At 74.2% G+C, this 15,132-nt stretch carries 15 protein-coding genes; 9 read left to right on the forward strand and 6 right to left on the reverse strand.

Annotation, left to right across the window (positions count from 1 at the left end; translation table 11 throughout):
* Positions 1-157 precede the first annotated feature (157 nt).
* Positions 158-1,498, reverse strand: a complete 1,341-nt coding sequence (locus IO39_RS40885) for an MFS transporter (RefSeq protein WP_084774409.1) — start codon at positions 1,496-1,498, stop codon at positions 158-160.
* Complete coding sequence (locus IO39_RS40890; protein ID WP_043636092.1) at positions 1,495-1,944, reverse strand: carboxymuconolactone decarboxylase family protein; 450 nt, start codon at positions 1,942-1,944, stop codon at positions 1,495-1,497. The genes IO39_RS40885 and IO39_RS40890 overlap by 4 nt, the downstream gene beginning before the upstream one ends.
* A 67-nt stretch (positions 1,945-2,011) precedes the next feature.
* Here IO39_RS40890 and pdxR point away from each other — a divergent pair, with 67 nt between their 5' ends.
* Positions 2,012-3,412 carry a MocR-like pyridoxine biosynthesis transcription factor PdxR gene (gene pdxR / locus IO39_RS40895; protein ID WP_043636098.1) on the forward strand — a complete coding sequence of 467 codons (1,401 nt, stop codon included), beginning with the start codon at positions 2,012-2,014 and terminating at the stop codon, positions 3,410-3,412.
* Here pdxR and IO39_RS40900 read toward each other — a convergent pair.
* Both IO39_RS40900 and IO39_RS51490 read right to left on the reverse strand, forming a co-directional pair.
* Positions 3,368-3,886 (reverse strand): universal stress protein, encoded by a 519-nt coding sequence (locus IO39_RS40900; protein WP_043636099.1) that lies wholly within the window; start codon positions 3,884-3,886, stop codon positions 3,368-3,370. The two genes, pdxR and IO39_RS40900, sit on opposite strands and share 45 nt — an antisense overlap.
* 121 nt (positions 3,887-4,007) lie before the next feature.
* A complete protein-coding gene (locus IO39_RS51490; RefSeq protein WP_052424029.1) occupies positions 4,008-4,727 on the reverse strand; it encodes a hypothetical protein in 720 nt (239 codons plus the stop codon).
* Between the two features lie 141 nt (positions 4,728-4,868).
* On the opposite strand from IO39_RS51490, the gene IO39_RS40910 reads away from it, so the two are divergent.
* From IO39_RS40910 to IO39_RS40925, 4 genes are all read left to right on the forward strand, one after another.
* Complete coding sequence (locus IO39_RS40910) at positions 4,869-6,254, forward strand: MFS transporter (protein WP_052424030.1); 1,386 nt, start codon at positions 4,869-4,871, stop codon at positions 6,252-6,254.
* 159 nt (positions 6,255-6,413) lie between these two features.
* On the forward strand, positions 6,414-6,980 hold the full coding sequence (locus IO39_RS40915; protein WP_157549632.1) for an MFS transporter: 567 nt from the start codon (positions 6,414-6,416) through the stop codon (positions 6,978-6,980).
* 94 nt (positions 6,981-7,074) lie between these two features.
* The gene (locus tag IO39_RS40920) at positions 7,075-7,620 is read left to right on the forward strand and encodes a copper chaperone PCu(A)C (RefSeq protein ID WP_043636103.1); all 546 of its coding nucleotides are present in this window, start codon (positions 7,075-7,077) and stop codon (positions 7,618-7,620) included.
* On the forward strand, positions 7,617-8,747 hold the full coding sequence (locus tag IO39_RS40925; RefSeq protein ID WP_043636107.1) for a Dyp-type peroxidase: 1,131 nt from the start codon (positions 7,617-7,619) through the stop codon (positions 8,745-8,747). Before IO39_RS40920 ends, IO39_RS40925 begins: the two co-directional genes overlap by 4 nt.
* On the opposite strand, the gene IO39_RS40930 is transcribed toward IO39_RS40925, so the two are convergent.
* Positions 8,744-10,072 carry an aminotransferase class I/II-fold pyridoxal phosphate-dependent enzyme gene (locus IO39_RS40930; RefSeq protein WP_052424032.1) on the reverse strand — a complete coding sequence of 443 codons (1,329 nt, stop codon included), beginning with the start codon at positions 10,070-10,072 and terminating at the stop codon, positions 8,744-8,746. The two genes, IO39_RS40925 and IO39_RS40930, sit on opposite strands and share 4 nt — an antisense overlap.
* Before the next feature lie 34 nt (positions 10,073-10,106).
* On the opposite strand from IO39_RS40930, the gene IO39_RS40935 reads away from it, so the two are divergent.
* The gene (locus IO39_RS40935; RefSeq protein ID WP_043636110.1) at positions 10,107-10,736 is read left to right on the forward strand and encodes an FMN-binding negative transcriptional regulator; all 630 of its coding nucleotides are present in this window, start codon (positions 10,107-10,109) and stop codon (positions 10,734-10,736) included.
* 484 nt (positions 10,737-11,220) lie between these two features.
* Positions 11,221-11,421, forward strand: coding sequence for a hypothetical protein (locus IO39_RS40940; protein ID WP_043636112.1), 201 nt, complete (start codon positions 11,221-11,223; stop codon positions 11,419-11,421).
* A 27-nt stretch (positions 11,422-11,448) separates the two neighbouring features.
* Here IO39_RS40940 and IO39_RS40945 read toward each other — a convergent pair whose 3' ends face one another.
* Positions 11,449-12,516: a trypsin-like serine peptidase gene (locus IO39_RS40945; RefSeq protein ID WP_157549634.1), complete on the reverse strand. Its 1,068-nt coding sequence runs from the start codon at positions 12,514-12,516 to the stop codon at positions 11,449-11,451.
* 417 nt (positions 12,517-12,933) lie between these two features.
* Here IO39_RS40945 and IO39_RS40950 point away from each other — a divergent pair, with 417 nt between their 5' ends.
* Both IO39_RS40950 and IO39_RS40955 read left to right on the forward strand, forming a co-directional pair.
* Complete coding sequence (locus IO39_RS40950) at positions 12,934-14,193, forward strand: cytochrome P450 family protein (protein WP_043636114.1); 1,260 nt, start codon at positions 12,934-12,936, stop codon at positions 14,191-14,193.
* Positions 14,194-14,341: 148 nt separating this feature from the next.
* Positions 14,342-15,094, forward strand: coding sequence for a class I SAM-dependent methyltransferase (locus IO39_RS40955; protein WP_043636116.1), 753 nt, complete (start codon positions 14,342-14,344; stop codon positions 15,092-15,094).
* The last annotated feature ends 38 nt before the right edge of the window (positions 15,095-15,132 follow it).

Consider the following 15,132-nt stretch of genomic DNA (forward strand, 5'->3'; position numbering starts at 1 on the left):
GGCCGCGGCCGGGCTGCTCAACCCGATGATCGCGGGCGCGGCGATGGCGTTCTCCAGCGTCTTCGTGGTCACCAACAGCCTGCGACTCCGCCGCTTCACCTGACACCACCGAACGGACGGCCGGCGCCCTCACGACGCCGGCCGTCCGCGTGCCCGCTCACAGCTCGGCCTCACACGCCCTGACCGGAGCAGGAACCGACGCCGGAGCAGGAGCCGACGCCGGAGCAGGAGCCGACGCCGGAGCAGGAGCCGACGCCGGAGCGGGGGCCGGGGCGGGGGCCGGGGGCGTAACCAGAGCCGAGGCCGGATCCGGGCTTGGGGTCGTAACCGGAGGTGCGTACGGCCGGCGGGAGGCGGAGGCCCAGCGGACGGCCGGCGCCATCGCGGCCCCCGCCACCACGAACCCGGCCCCCACCACCACCCACCCCACCGTCCCCCCGCCGAGCACCAGCCCGGTGAGCACGACCGGCCCCAGCATCCGGGCCACGGCCACCCCGGTCCCGAAGAACGCCTGGTACTGCCCCTGCCGATCGTCCGGCGCGAGACCGAAGCCGATCTCCCAGGCCCCCGCCGCCAAAAGCATCTCCCCGGCGACCAGCAGGACCGCCGCCACGATGAGGAACGCCCACCCGTACGGGCTCAGCGCGAACACCACGCACGCGGCGAGCATCAGCAGCCCCGCCCGCCGCACGGCCCCGGAGGCGTCGCGCAGCCCCTTGACCCGCCGCGCCACCCGCACCTGGAAGAGCAGCACGGTCCCGGTGTTGACGAGGAGCAGGACCGAGACCATCCAGGTGGGCGCATCGGTACGGGAGGCGATCCAGAGCGGCACGACCACGCTCAGCAGCGGCATGTAGAACAGCATCACGGCGTTGAGCAGCGTGACGAGCGCGTACGGCCGGTCCCGCAGCACGGCGAGCCGGGGCCCGGCGGGAGCCGGCGCGGGCCGTACGGCGGGCAGCCTGAGCAGCAGGGCGGCGGCGGCCAGGAAGGCCAGCGCGTCGAGCGCGAGCACCGCCAGATACCCTTCGCGCGTCCCGGCGTGCAGCGCGAGCCCGCCCAGCCCGGCCCCGGCCGCCAGGCCCCCGTTGAGCACGGCTTGCAGGCGGGCGCGTACGACGGTCCGCTCGGCGGGCGGCACCAGGGCGGCGAGCAGCGCCTGGCGGGCGGCCGACAGGCCGGTCTGCGCGGTGCCGTACAGGCAGGTGACCAGCACGAACAGCGCGAAGGAGGAGACGAGGAGGAACGCGGCGACGGCCGCCGCGGTCACGACCGCGAGCAGCACGGCGACGCCGCGCGGCCCGCGCCGGTCGGCCAGGTGGCCGAGCGGCACGCCGGCCACCGAGCCGACGGCCCAGCCCAGGGTGAGGCCGAGGCCGATCTCGGTGGCCGACAACCCGACGATCCCGGCGAAGTAGAACGCGGACGTGACGAGGTAGACGCCGTCCCCCACGGAGCTGGCAAGCTGCGCATGCGCCAGGATTCGCCGATATTTCATGGCTTGTAGGACGCCGGGGTCATTCTGGTCGCGACGCCCATCCGGTTCCAGGCGTTGATCGTGGCCACGGCCACCACCAGGGCCGCCAGCTCCGCCTCCGTGAAGCAGACGGCGGCCCGCTCCCACACCTCGTCCGTGATGTCCTGGGTGGACAGCCGGGTGGCCGCCTCGGTGAAGGCGAGCGCGGCGCGCTCCTGCTCGGTGAAGAACGGCGCCTCCTGCCACACGGCCACGGCGTGCAGGCGGGCGTCGCTCTCCCCCGCCGCCCTGGCGTCGGAGCTGTGCGCGTCCACGCAGTAGACGCAGCCGTTGATCTGGCTGGCGCGCAGGCGCACCAGCTCCAGGAGCGGCTTGGGGAGGGTGCTGTGGGTGACGTACGCGTCGAGCCCGGCCATGGCCCGGTACGCCTCTCCGGCCAGCGCACCGAGGTTCATTCGTTCGGTCATGCCCTCATCCTGGAGCCGAACTTGTCCCAGGATAAGCTCCAATTCCCGGCAAGATGATTGGGCCAAGATGGACGTGCACATCAGCCTCGACGGCGGCCGTGACCTGGCCGCCCAGGTCTACCGGCAGCTCCTCGACGCCATCCTCGACGGCCGGCTCAGGTCGGGGGAGCGGCTGCCGCCGACCAGGGAGCTGGCCCGCCGCCTGGAGATCTCCAGGAACACGGTCGCGCTCGCCTACGACCGCCTGGTCGCCGACGGGTTCCTCACGGGGCGGGCGGGCGCGGGCACGTTCGTCTCGGCGGAGCCGGTCCGGGGGAGAGCCGCCCCGAAGGGCGTCATCCGCCCCCGCCCGATCTGGCGCGACCTCCCGCCTGCGACGCCGGCCCAGTCCACCACCCGGTACGACTTCCGCGTCGGCGTCCCCGACGCCCGCCTGTTCCCCATGGAGACCTGGCGCCGCCTGGTGGCCCGCGAGCTGCGCGCCGGCGCCGCCGGCTACGCCGACCCGGCCGGGCACGAGCCCCTGCGCGAGGCCATCTCCCGGCACATCGGCATCAGCCGCTCGGTTCACGCGGGCCCCGGCGACGTGCTGATCACCAGCGGCGCGCAGCAGGCGCTCGACCTCATCGGCCGGGTGCTGATCGAGCCGGGTGACGTGGTCGCCGTCGAGGAGCCCGGCTACCCGCCCGCCCGGCTGCTGTTCCGCTCGCTCGGCGCCCGGGTCGCGGGCGTGCCGGTGGACGGCGAGGGCATCGACGTGCGGGCGCTGCCCGGCGAGGCCCGCATCGTGTACGTCACCCCGTCGCACCAGTTCCCCCTGGGCACGCCCATGTCGCTGGCCCGCCGCACCGCCCTGCTGGCCTGGGCCGAGCGCCGCCGGGCGGTGGTGATCGAGGACGACTACGACAGCGAGTTCCGCTTCGGCGAGCGTCCGCTCGAACCCCTCCAGAGCCTCGACCGGGCCGGCCGCGTCATCTACGTGGGCTCGTTCTCCAAGACCCTGCTGCCCATGCTCAGGCTCGGCTTCCTGGTCGCGCCCGCCTCGCTCGCGCCGGCGCTGCGCGCGGCCCGGCACCTGTCCGACTGGCACGGCGAGGTGCCCACGCAGGCCGCGCTGGCCCGCTTCATCGACGAGGGCCTGCTGGCCAGGCACATCAGGAAGGCGACCCGCGAGTACGCCGCCAGGCACGCCCTGATCGCCGAGGCCCTGGCGGGCGACGAGCGCCTGCGCCCGGTGCCGTCCACGGCCGGCCTGCACCTGTGCGCCCGGCTCGCCCCCGGCGTGACCGTCCGCCCGGGGCCCGAGCCGGCGGTGGAGCGCCTGGAGGCGTACTGCGGCGAGCGCCCGGCCCAGCCCGGCCTGGTCCTCGGCTACGGCGCGATCGGCAGGGACGCCATCCCCGCCGGCCTGCGCCTGCTCAGGTCAAGGATGTCGGCGGGTCCAGAAGCGGCGGCCCCGCTCCCCTGACATCTCCGGGTCGTCGGGCGGCGTCGGCTGCCGCACGATCACGACCGTCGTGCGCGCGTGCCGCGCGCAGTACATGCTGGTCGAGGGCAGGAAGATGCGGCTGAGCAGGCCGCGTCTCCCCCGTCCGAGCACGAGCAGGTCGCCGTCGCGGGCGAGGTCGACGAGGTGATAGCCGGGATCGCCGACCCGGCCGACCACGAACGTCCGCAGATCCTCGGGGATGCCGCCCGCCACGTCCTCGAACACGCTCGTCACCACCTCGGTGCAGCGCGCCTCCTCGCCGAGCCGGACCGCGTGCTGGACGGGCAGCGCCTCGGGGAAGGGGTGGACGGGCGCGCGGCTGACGTGCACGGCCACGAGAGCCATCCGGTGCAGCCTGGCCGCGCCGATGGCCCAGGCCAGCGCCCAGCGCGCGGCCGGGGACTCGTCCACCCCAACGATCAGCCGCGCACCGCCGGGCAGTTCCTGTTCCACGGTGCCTCCTGTCGAAGTACGACCATAGTGCGCCTACCCGCTGGTTACCGGGAGGTGGCACTTTGCGAACTCCGGAGTCCCTGCCGAGGCCGGGGGCCTGCCGGGCCGCTGGCCACCCGGTTCAGATCAGTTTGAGCAATCCGTCGTAAAAGATGTCCCGCTCCCCCTCCGTCAGGGCCCGGTACGCCATGGCGTCCCGGCGGTTCGTCTCCGCCTCGATGCCCTCCCGTACGGGCCCGCCGGCGAGGGCGACGATGCCGGCCGCCGTCAGTCCCGCCGCCCGCCAGGCCGCCGCGTGGGCGTCGGCCCGGTGGTAGCGCAGCGCCGCCAGCCGGTTGAACAGCAGCAGCCCGGCGCCCGCCCCCTCCGGCTCGTACGGCGGCGCCATCAGCTCCAGCGCCCCGCCGGGCAGCCGGTCGGCCGCGCCGAGCACCCGGCCCGCCAGCTCGGCCAGGCCGGGCAGGTCGTTGCCGGCCCAGACGCGTTCGGCCGCGGCGGCGTGCAGGTCGTACAGCCGGTGCACGAACGCCAGGCCCGCGGCCGTCAGCCGCAGCCCGCCTTCGCGGTCCTCTTCGAGGGCGCCCTGGCTCAGGTGCTCCCGCAGGCTGGGCTCGCGGCCGGCCGGGTCGCCGTAGCGGTAGACGACGGCCAGGTCGCGGCGGGTCAGGGGGCGCAGGGGGAGTGTGAAGCGCAGGTCGGACAGGAATCCGGGGGTCAGACCCGAGGTCTCGGCCAGGTCGGCGACGGCTCTGGCGGCCGAGGCGTGCACGTTGACGGTGGCCGCGCCGATGACGGGGGCGATCGCCGCGGCATACTCCAGCAGATCCTGAAATTTCGGCATCGCGTCGATTATGGAGGGATATGCAGTGATGCATAGGTGATCGACAGGGAATCGAAATGGGCCGGCTCCAGGGTGGGGTCAACCGTCCGGCGTCCGCCGGTGTTCTTCCACCCGCCCCACCCCTTCTCGATCTGGAGCCCCATGACCGCCCGCCGGGCCGCCCTGCCTCTGCTGCTGACCGCGGTGTTCGTGACCACGCTGGACTTCTTCGTCGCGAACCTCGCCATCCCCTCCATCCGGACCGACCTGCGCGCGGGTGACGCCGCCGTCCAGTTCGTGATCGCCGGGTACGGGCTGGCGTACGCGGCCGGGCTGATCGTCTCCGGGCGGCTGGGCGACCTGTTCGGGCACCGGCGGGTCTTCGCGGCCGGGCTGGCGCTGTTCACGCTGGCCTCCGCCGGCTGCGGGCTGGCGGGGGACGCGGCGCAGCTCGTGGCGGCCAGGGTCGTGCAGGGCGTCGCGGCGGCGCTGCTCGCCCCGCAGGTGCTGGCGCTGCTCGGCCGGCTGTACCAGGGGGCCGCGCGGGCCAGGGCGTTCAGCCGGTACGGCACCGCCGTCGGCCTGGCCGGGGTGAGCGGGCAGGTGATCGGCGGGCTGCTGGTGGCCGCCGATCCGCTGGGGCTGGGCTGGCGGGCCTGCTTCCTGGCCAACGTGCCCATCGGCGTGGCGGCCCTGGCGGCGACCGGCCGCCTGCTCCCCCGCGACACCACCGCCCGCCTTCCCCGTGGCCGGTCCCGGGCCGGCGAGCTGGACGTGGCCGGGGCGGTGATGGTGGCGGCCGGGCTGGTGGCCGTGGTGCTGCCGCTCGCCGAGGGGCGTGAGCAGGGCTGGCCCCTGTGGACGTGGCTGTCCCTGGCCGCCGCGCCGCCGCTGCTGGCCGCGTTCGTACGACGCCAGCGCCTACTGGCCGGCTCCGGTCGCGTGCCGCTGCTCGACCTGGCCGTGTTCGGCGCGAAGGGGTTCGCGCCCGGGCTGGTGGCGGTCGGGCTGCTGTTCGGCACGTCGGCGGGGCTGTCGTTCGTGCTGGCCCTGTACTTGCAGGACGGGCTCGGGCTCGACCCCCTCGCCGCCGGCGCCGTGTGCACCGCGCTGAACGCCGGCTTCTTCGCCGGCTCCCTGCGGCCTTCCCGGCTCGGGGCGCCGGTGCTGGTCCTGGGGCTGGGGCTGCTGCACTGGGCGGTGGGCGCGGGGCCGGTCCAGATCGGGGCGGCGCTGCTGGTGACCGGGGCCGGCATGGGGCTGCTGATGTCGCCGCTGCTCTCCTCGGTCCTGGCCGCCGTACGTCCGGAGCGGTCGGGAGCCGCGGCCGGGGTGCTCGGCACCGTGCAGGAGGCCGGGGGAGTGCTCGGCGGGACGGTCACCGGGGCGGTCTTCTTCGGGGCGCTCGACGGCGGATGGGAGGCGGCGGCCAGGGCCGCGCTCGTGGCCCTGATCGTCGGTGCGCTGGGCGTCCTCGCCCACGCGGCCTCCCGCACCCCGGTCCGCGCGCTCACGGCGTTTCACGTGAAGCCGGACATGAAGCGCTGATCCTCCGCACGGACCGGGCCGGCCGCGCGGAACGCTGAGCCCCGCACGGACCGGGCGGCGGTGCAAGGTGCTGAGCCCCGGGGGCCGGGGTTCGCAGCGCGGGGGAGAAGCGCACGGATCAACGCGCGGACCGGGGGGATGGCGTGAAATGCTTGATATATGGCGTTGCCGCTCCGTCTTGCCCGCACCATGGTGTTCGCCGTGGTGTGCCTCGGGCTGGGCGTGGCGGCACACGTGCTCGGCGGCGCCTCCGTGCCGGCTCCGGCCATGGTGGCGGCGCTGGGGGTGGCGTTCGCGGCGGCGTACCCGCTGGCGGGGCGCGAGCGGCCGCTCGCGGTGATCCTGCCGCTGCTGGCCGGACTGCAGGTGCTGCTGCACCTGCTGTTCTCGCTGTCCCACGCCGCGCACGCGCCGGCCGGTCACCCGCACGCGGCGCTGCTGCCGGACCTGGGGATGCTCGCCCATTCGGGGCTGGTGCCCGACCTGGGCATGCTGGCCGCGCACGGCTGGGCGGTCGGGCTGACCGCGCTGTGGCTGGCGCGCGGCGAGGCCGCGCTGTGGTCGCTGCTGCGCCGGCTGGCCGTGCGGCTGCTGGTCATCTGGCTGCCGCTGCTCACGACACCTTTCTCCACACCCCTGTGCACGACCGAGCCGCCCGTGCTGCGCTCGGCCGTGCTGCGGCACGTCGTCAGCAGGAGGGGCCCGCCGCGGGCCGTCACCGCCTGACCTCTCGCGGTCGGGCACGGCGTTTCCCCTTCTCAGACGACCCCCGCCGCCCGGCAGGGTCTGCTTCGGCATGCCGGGTGGAGAAAGGCACACCATGCTCTCCCGTCCTGCGTTCTCTCGTCCTGCCCTCCTGCTCGCCGCCGCCGCCCTGGCGCTGACCGCCTGCGGCGCGCCCGCCGCGGAGCCCGCGGCGAAGCCGGCCGCCTCCCCCGCCGCCGCCACCTCCTCGCCCAGCGCCGCCACCGGCGGGCTGACCATCACCGACCCGTGGGTGAAGACCACCGACTCGGGGATGACCGCCGCGTTCGGGACGCTGGTCAACCACGGCGACACGCCGATCACGGTGGTGTCGGGCGCCTCGCCGCTGTCCAAGGTCATCGAGCTGCACGAGGTCGTCGAGGCCGACGGCAAGATGGTCATGCGGGCCAAGGAGGGCGGCTTCGTCGTGCCCGCCCGCGGCACTCACCAGCTCCAGCCCGGCGGCGACCACATCATGCTGATGGACGTCACCGAGAAGGTGCTGCCCGGGGCGAAGATCCCGTTCACGCTCCAGGTGCAGGGCGGGCAGCCGCTCGAGTTCACCGCCGTCGGCAAGGACTTCGCCGGCGGCGAGGAGGACTACCAGCCGGGGCACAAGTGATCACCCGCAGAGGGCTCTTCGCCGGCGGCGTCGCCACCGCCGCCGGGGCCGCCGCCGCGGCGACCGGGAGCGCCGCCGGCGCCGTCGTGACCCACAACGCTCGCCAGGCGGCCCGGGTGGAGCCCTTCCACGGCGCGCACCAGGCGGGCGTGGCGACCGAGCCGCAGGCCCACGCGGTGTTCCTCGGCTTCGACCTGCGCAAGGACGTGCGCAAGGAGGCCGTCGTCCGGCTGCTGCACCTGCTCACCGACGACGCGGCCCGCCTCACCCAGGGGCGGCCCGCACTGGCCGACACCGAGCCGGAGCTGGCCGTCGACGCGGCCCGGCTGACGGTGACGTTCGGGTTCGGGCCGGGGCTGTTCGCGGCGGCCGGGGTGGACTCGCCGGTCGAGCCGCTGCCCGCGTTCGCCACCGACCGGCTGGAGAAGCGGTGGAGCGGGGGAGACCTGCTGGTCCAGGTGTGCGCGGACGACACCGTGACGGTCGCGCACGCCGTACGGATGATCGTGAAGGACGCGCGCTCCTTCGCCCGGGTGCGGTGGACGCAGCGCGGTTTCCGCAGCGCCAACAGGCGCAACCTGATGGGCCAGATCGAGGGCACGGTCAACGCCACCGACCTCGACCGGGCCGTGTGGATCGGGCAGGGCCCGCTGCGCGGCGGCACCACGCTGGTGCTGCGCAGGATCCGGATGCTGCTGGAGACCTGGGACGCCGCCGACCGGGTGGCCAGGGAGTTCACGATCGGCCGCAGGCTCGGCAGCGGCGCGCCGCTCACGGGCACGGCCGAGCGCGACGAACCCGACTACGCGCGCAAGAACCACCTCGGCTTCCCGGTCATCTCCGAGTACGCCCACATCAGGCGCGCCCACGTCGCCGATCCCGCGCTGCGCCTGCTGCGGCGGCCCTACAACTACGACGAGGGGCTGACCCCGGAGGGCGAGTCGGACTCGGGGCTGCTGTTCGCCTCCTACCAGGCGGACATCGCCCGCCAGTTCGTCCCCGTCCAGCGCATGCTGGCCGAGGGTGACCTGCTCAACGAGTGGGTCACCACGATCGGGTCGGCCGTCTTCGCCATCCCGCCGGGCTGCGCGCCCGGCGGGTGGATCGGGGAGTCGCTGCTGGCCTAGCCGTACCGTCCGGCGGAGGCGGGGCGCAGGGCGGCGGCCAGGTCGCCGGCGAGCGGCTCGACCTCCTCCGGGGCCAGGGTGGAGATGGTCAGGCGCAGCGCGGGCGGCGTGGCGATGCGGTTGCGGGCGCCCGGCGCGGCGGCCCAGCCGCGCGCCAGCAGCCGGGTGATGGCGGTGGACTCGTCCGCGACGGGGACCCACACGTTCAGGCCGCTGCGGCCGTACGCGGTGATCCCGCGTGCGGCCAGCGCCGCGACCAGGCCGTCCCTGCGCCGCGCGTACGACGCCGCCACCGCCGCCGTGTCCACCGCCCCCGTCCGCCAGAGGTGGGCGACGGCGCGTTGCAGCAGGTGGCTCACCCAGCCGGCGGCCAGCCGCTGCCGCCTGCGCAGCCGGTCGAGCGTGACCGGATCGCCGGTGACCAGGGCCAGCCGCAGGTCGGGCCCGAGCGCCTTGGCCGTGGAGCGGACGAGCAGCCACCGCGCCGTGGCCCCGGCCAGCGGGTGCAGCGGCAGGTCCACGAAGCCGGAGCCGTGGTCGTCCTCGATCAGCAGCACCTCGGGGCAGGCGGCCAGCAGCGCCCGCAGCTCCCCCGCCCTGGCGGCGCCGACGGCGGCTCCGGTCGGGTTCTGGGCGCGGGCGGTGATCACCACGGCGCGGGCGCCGGCCCGGAGCGCGCGCGCGAGGTCGTCGGGCAGCGGGCCCTCGCCGTCGAGCCGCATCGGCACCGGGCGCAGGCCGAGCACGGCGACCAGGTCGAGCAGCGCCGTCCAGCCGGGGTCCTCGACGGCCACCGCGTCGCCGGGGCGCAGGTGGGCGGTGAGCACGCGCTCGACCGCGTCGAGGGTGCCCGAGGTGACCGCCAGCGGCGCCCCGGGCACGCCGTCGGCCCGCAGCCGCTCCCCGGCCAGTGCGAGCAGCTCGTCGTCGTCGCCGGTGCCGTACAGGGCGGGCCGCTCCTCGTGCGCGCCCGCGGCGGCGGCCAGCGCCTCGCGCAGGGGCGGCAGCAGCAGGGGATCGGGGTTGCCCTGGGACAGGTCGCGCACGCCGGGCGGCGCCTCCACGCGGATCTCCTCGCGGAACGTGCCGGCCGGTCGCGGCCTGACCCGCGTCCCGCGCCGCCCCGAGGTCTCCACGACGCCGCGCTCGCGCAGCAGCCGGTACGCCGCCGCCGCCGTCCCCGGGCTGACCCCGGTCAGCGCCGCCACCTCGCGCACCGGCGGCAGCACCGCCCCCGGCGGCAGCCGCCCCTCCGACACGCCGAGCTCGACCCCCGCCGCTATCTCGCTGGCCGTGCCACCCGTGAACGTGTATGTTTCCAGCACAAAAGACATTATGTACTAATACAAAGGGGTTCGTGTGCTTATTCACCCTTGGGACGCCGCCCATGACGACGACGAGTGGCGGAGCTGGTTGCGGACGCGCGACTTCGGCCAGATCGTGGCCAACGGCGTGGACGGCGCGGCGCCGGTGGTGGTGCCGACCCATTTCCTGTGGGACGGGGCGGACGAGGTCATGCTCCATCTGGCCAGGCCCAACCCGATCTGGGCGGCCCTGGAGGCCAACCCGGTGGCCGTGGTGAGCGTGCACGACGACTACGCCTACATCCCCACCGGCTGGCGCTCCGACTCCCCCGAGACGGGCGTGCCGACCAGCTACTACGCCTCCGTCCAGCTCGTCTGCCGGGCCGAGGTCGTGGACGACAGGGCGGGCAAGGCGGACATCCTGCGCCGGCAGCTCGCCCACCACCAGCCCGGCGGCGACTACGGCGAGGTGGCGGCCGACGCGGGGCCGTACCACAAGAGGTTGTCGGCGATCAGGGGGCTGCGGCTGCGGGTGGTGGAGGTGCGGGCCAAGTTCAAGTACGACGCCCACCGGCCGGCTGAGGTCCAGGACCGGGTGGCGGCGGAGCTGGCGGCGCGGGACCTGCCGGGTGACGCCGCCGCGCTGGCGCATCAGCTCAGGCGGCGGGCCACGGCCGGCGGATGACGCGCGCAGGCCGGTGATGCACAACCTGTGGACAACTCGCCCATCCTGTGGATAACGCCTTCCTGTCCCGCCGGGGCCGCGCCGCCGTCCACACCCCTCGCGCACATGTGGACCCCGGCTCCGGCGCCGCCCGGCCGGCATCCGCGCGGGCACGCCCTGTGCTACCCTGCCGCGCTCCGGCCCGTCCGGTGTTTTCCCAGCTCGGCGGGGTGATTCCGGGCTTCCGGCGGCTCTGCGGGCGGTCCGGCGAAGGGCCTTTACCACACCCTTGGCGCCCACCAGCACGTAACCGGACAACACCGCGTCATTCCCCGGGCACGCGCACCCGACGTGGCCGTCCCCAGGCTGCGGTGGAAAACCCCCATCCTGTGGACAAGACCCCCGCCGGCGGGGCGGGTCCCCCGGTGCGCGGCCGGATCAGCCGGCGCCGCCGGTTGCCCCTGCCGGTGTCACCCGCGACTATGAAGGAGAGGGAGTGACGTGTATGTGGGCGAAGACGCACATCAGGATCGTGGCGGTGTCGCTCGCGGCGGCCGTGGTCGCCTTCGGGGCGTACCGGATGCTCGTCGCGCAGGCGGGCTCCGGCGATCCGGCGACACCAGCCGTACACCAGAACGTCCAGGATCCCGGCCAGGTCCATGACTACTGGACCGAGGAGCGCATGCGGGACGCCACCGGCGGCTGAGCCGCCGGTGGCGTCCGCGCGGTCTGTCTAGTGGTCCTTGACCGAGTTGTAGACGTTGACGGCGGCGTCGCCCAGGTACGGGTCGCGCCACTCGTCGTTGGCGAAGTAGTGCCAGCTGTTGGCGCTGACGATGTAGCCCCAGCCGCGTGAGAGCTGCAGGTCATACATCACCGGGCCGCCGCTGGCGCCGTGGAACATGTCGCAGTGGAAGCCCATCCGGCTGTCGGAGGCCGGTTTCCAGGTCGCGCCCGTGCAGTACCAGAGGCGTTGCCCGTCCATCTCCGGCCGGTCGACCGGCGCGGAGTCCTCGGGGTAGCCGAAGGCGTGGACCTGGTAGTCGTACTTGCCGCTGTTGAAGTGGTAGCCCTGTGAGCCCGTGATGTCCTGGACGTTGCCGCTGGCGTTCGGGGCCAGCGCGATCGCGCCGATGTCGTACGCCCAGTCCCCGTTCACGGTCCAGCCCTGGGGGGCCGCCGCGAGCTCCCAGCCCCAGGCGCCCAGCGAGTTGCCGGCGTCGAAGTCGGGCCTGAACAGGAAGTTGGTGAACCAGCCCTGGTCACCGCCGCCGTTCTCGCGGTGCACGCAGTGCCCGGCCGTCCAGATCGTGTTCCGGTTGTTGGCGTTGATCACCGCGGCGGAGCAGTAGCGATTGGCGCCCTGGTCGTTGGTGTAGAAGAGCTTGCCGATCGTCGTGGCCGGCATCACGCCGTGGCTGTTCCAGCGCTGTGCCTGGACGACGTTCAGCCTGGTGTCGTCGGGCGCCGGGGCGAGGCCGACCTTGGCCGGCCGCGTGCCGGGAGCGGAGATGGCGGGCAGCTTCGAGGCCGGCAGGGAGCTGACCTTGCGATCCTTGCCCAGGTCGCTGGCGCGGGTCGGCTGGGCCTCCTTGAGGCGGGCCGGCGTCCAGTAGGCCGAGAGCTGCGCCGCGGACTGGCCGGATTTCTTGACCGCCACTCCGGCCGGGTCGGGCTCGTTGGAGGTCGTGGCCTTCACCGGACCGGCGGCCAGCGCCGCGGTGAGGGCCAGCGTGCCGAGCAGGGCGAGGGAACGCTTTCCCGTTCGCTTGAGTTTTCGCACGGAAGGTTGAAGCACCATGTGATGTCCTTCTTGTCCGAAACTGAAACTTCTGCCGTGACTTACGGAAAAAGGCAGGCTGAATAGGCCTTTCCGGCGCGCACTCATTTCCTGGGCGGACGGCCGGAAGGCATCTGTCACCTGGCAGATTGTGGTGGACGCTCGGTGATCTGAGTTGTTTCCCCCTCGGCACCGCAGTCATTTTGTGACGTCCCCCGTACGGATGCGCCTACTTACCATCAATTGTCGGAGTGAACCCGTCAAGGCTGTCAGGGAGAATTCTTCTGAACAGCCTCCGGAGAGGATCGGACCGATCTTCGGCGCTACCGGGAAAGAGACACGGCGATGAGCCCGATGGCACTGTCAGAGGCCGGGTCACGCCGAAACGACCTGCCTGTGCACTGGCGTTCGACAGGTGATTCGCGCAGCATGCAAGTCATGACCACCCGCGATGACACCATCCTCGTCGGGACCCCCGACTTCAAAGCCGACGCCCACGCCCGCTACGCCGAGCTGCGCGAGCGGGGCCCGATCCACCGCGCGCGCCTCGGCGACGGATCACGCGTCTGGCTGGTCGTCGACTACGAGCTGGGCCGGGAGGCGCTGGCCCACCCGCGGCTGAGCAAGAACCCCGAGCCGTTCGCCGAGCGCCTGCGCGCCACCGGGCGGCACATCATGCTCCCCGGCTCCGGCCTGGGCGGGAACATGCTGACCGCCGATCCCCCGGAGCACACCCGGCTGCGCCGCCTGGTCTCCAAGGCGTTCACCGCCGGCGCCGCGGAGCGGCTCGCCCCGCGCATCGAGCGGCTCGCCCACCGGCTCGTCGACCGCATCGCCCCCACCGGCCGGGCCGACCTGGTCGCCTCGTTCACCGCGCCGCTGCCCATGGCGGTCATCTGCGAGCTGCTCGGGGTCCCCGAGGACCGCCGCGCCGACCTGCGCGCCTGGACCCGCGAAGGCATGGGCAACCCCTCAGACGGGCAGCGCGCCGCCCTGCTGGCGCTCAACGCCTACCTCCGGGACCTCCTGGCGGAAAAGCGCCGGTCCCCCGCCGACGACCTGCTCTCCCAGCTCATCCGCGCGAACGACGACGACCACGGCCGCCTGTCCGACACCGAGCTGCTCGGCACCGCCGTCCTGCTGGTCGTCGCCGGGCACGAGACCACCGTGAACCTCCTCGGCAACGCCCTGGTCGCGCTCCTCGACCATCCGGAGCAGGCCGCGTACCTCAGGGAGCGGCCGGAGCGGATGCCGGCGGCGGTGGAGGAGTTCCTGCGCTACGACCCGCCGCTGGAGACCACGCCCGCGCGCTTCGCCGCCGAGGACCTGGTGCTCGGCGGCGAGCTCATCAAGGCCGGCCAGGCCGTCGTCGTCGCCCTCACCTCGGCCAACCGCACCGCCCTCCCACCGGCCGACCCCGACCTCTCCATGAGGGCCACCGACCTGTCACGGAACGACGCCGACCGGCTCGACGTCACCCGCCGCGACCCCAGGCACCTCGCCTTCGGCCACGGCATCCACTACTGTCTCGGCGCCCCGCTGGCCCGCCTCGAAGGCGCCATCGGCCTGCGCGTGCTGCTGTCCCGGCTGCCCGGCCTGGCCTGGGCCGACCCGTCCGCCCCCGTCCGCTGGCTGCCCGCCGGCATCACCCGCGGCCCCGTCGCCCTGCCCGTACGGTTCACTCCCGCACACGACTGACGGCCGGAGCCCGCAGATCAGCGGCCCTCGGCCGCCGGCACGGCGCGTCGCACCGGCGGCGGGCGTCCGGAGCCGCCGGAGTCCGGCGGGAGGGACGCCGGGCCCGGCGTGATTGAATCGGCACTCGCCCGGCGAGAAGGAGAGTGCCATGGCGGTGGACCGAGAACGCAGTGTGGTGTTCGGCGACGTGGTGGACACGTACGAGTCGGCCAGGCCCGGCTATCCCGGGCAACTGGTGACGGAGGTGCTGGAGTACGCGCCCGCCGGGCCGGTGCTGGAGGTCGGTGCGGGGACGGGCAAGGCCACGGCCGCCTTCGCCGCCCGCGGGGCCGACCTGACGTGCGTCGAGCCCGATGCCAGGATGGCGGCGGCGCTGACGGCCAAGTGCCCCGGCGTGACGGTGTGGACGGGGATCTTCGAGGACTACGTCCCCGACCGGCGCTTCGCCCTGTTGTACTCGGCGCAGGCCTGGCACTGGGTGGACCCCGAGCGCCGCTGGGACCTGGCGCACGCGGCGCTGGCCCCGTCGGGAGCGCTGGCCCTCTTCTGGAACCGCTATGTCGTCACCGACCCCGGCCTGCGGGCCGCCCTGGCCGAGACCGACCGCCGCCACGGCATGACCAGCGCCAGCCTGCACCAGGACGAGGCGGACCGCACCGAGGAGTCCCGGCACCTGCTGGCCGACGACCCCCGCTTCACCGACCTCGACGAGCGCTCCTACTCCTGGACGGAGTGGTACGACGCCGGCCGCTACCTGGACCTGGTCCGCACCATCTCCGCCTACCGCATCCTCGACCCGGCCCGCCGGGAGCCGCTGCTGCGGGAGCTGGCCGGGCTGCTCGGCGACGCCGTGCACATGACCATCGTCACCGAGCTCACCCTCGCCCGCCGGGCGGACTGACCAGGGCCGGGGGCCGTTCGCGTCGATCGCCTCAATCG

The sequence above is a fragment of the Nonomuraea candida genome (genome assembly GCF_000725485.1).
In the GTDB taxonomy this organism is placed as follows: Bacteria; Actinomycetota; Actinomycetes; order Streptosporangiales; family Streptosporangiaceae; genus Nonomuraea; species Nonomuraea candida.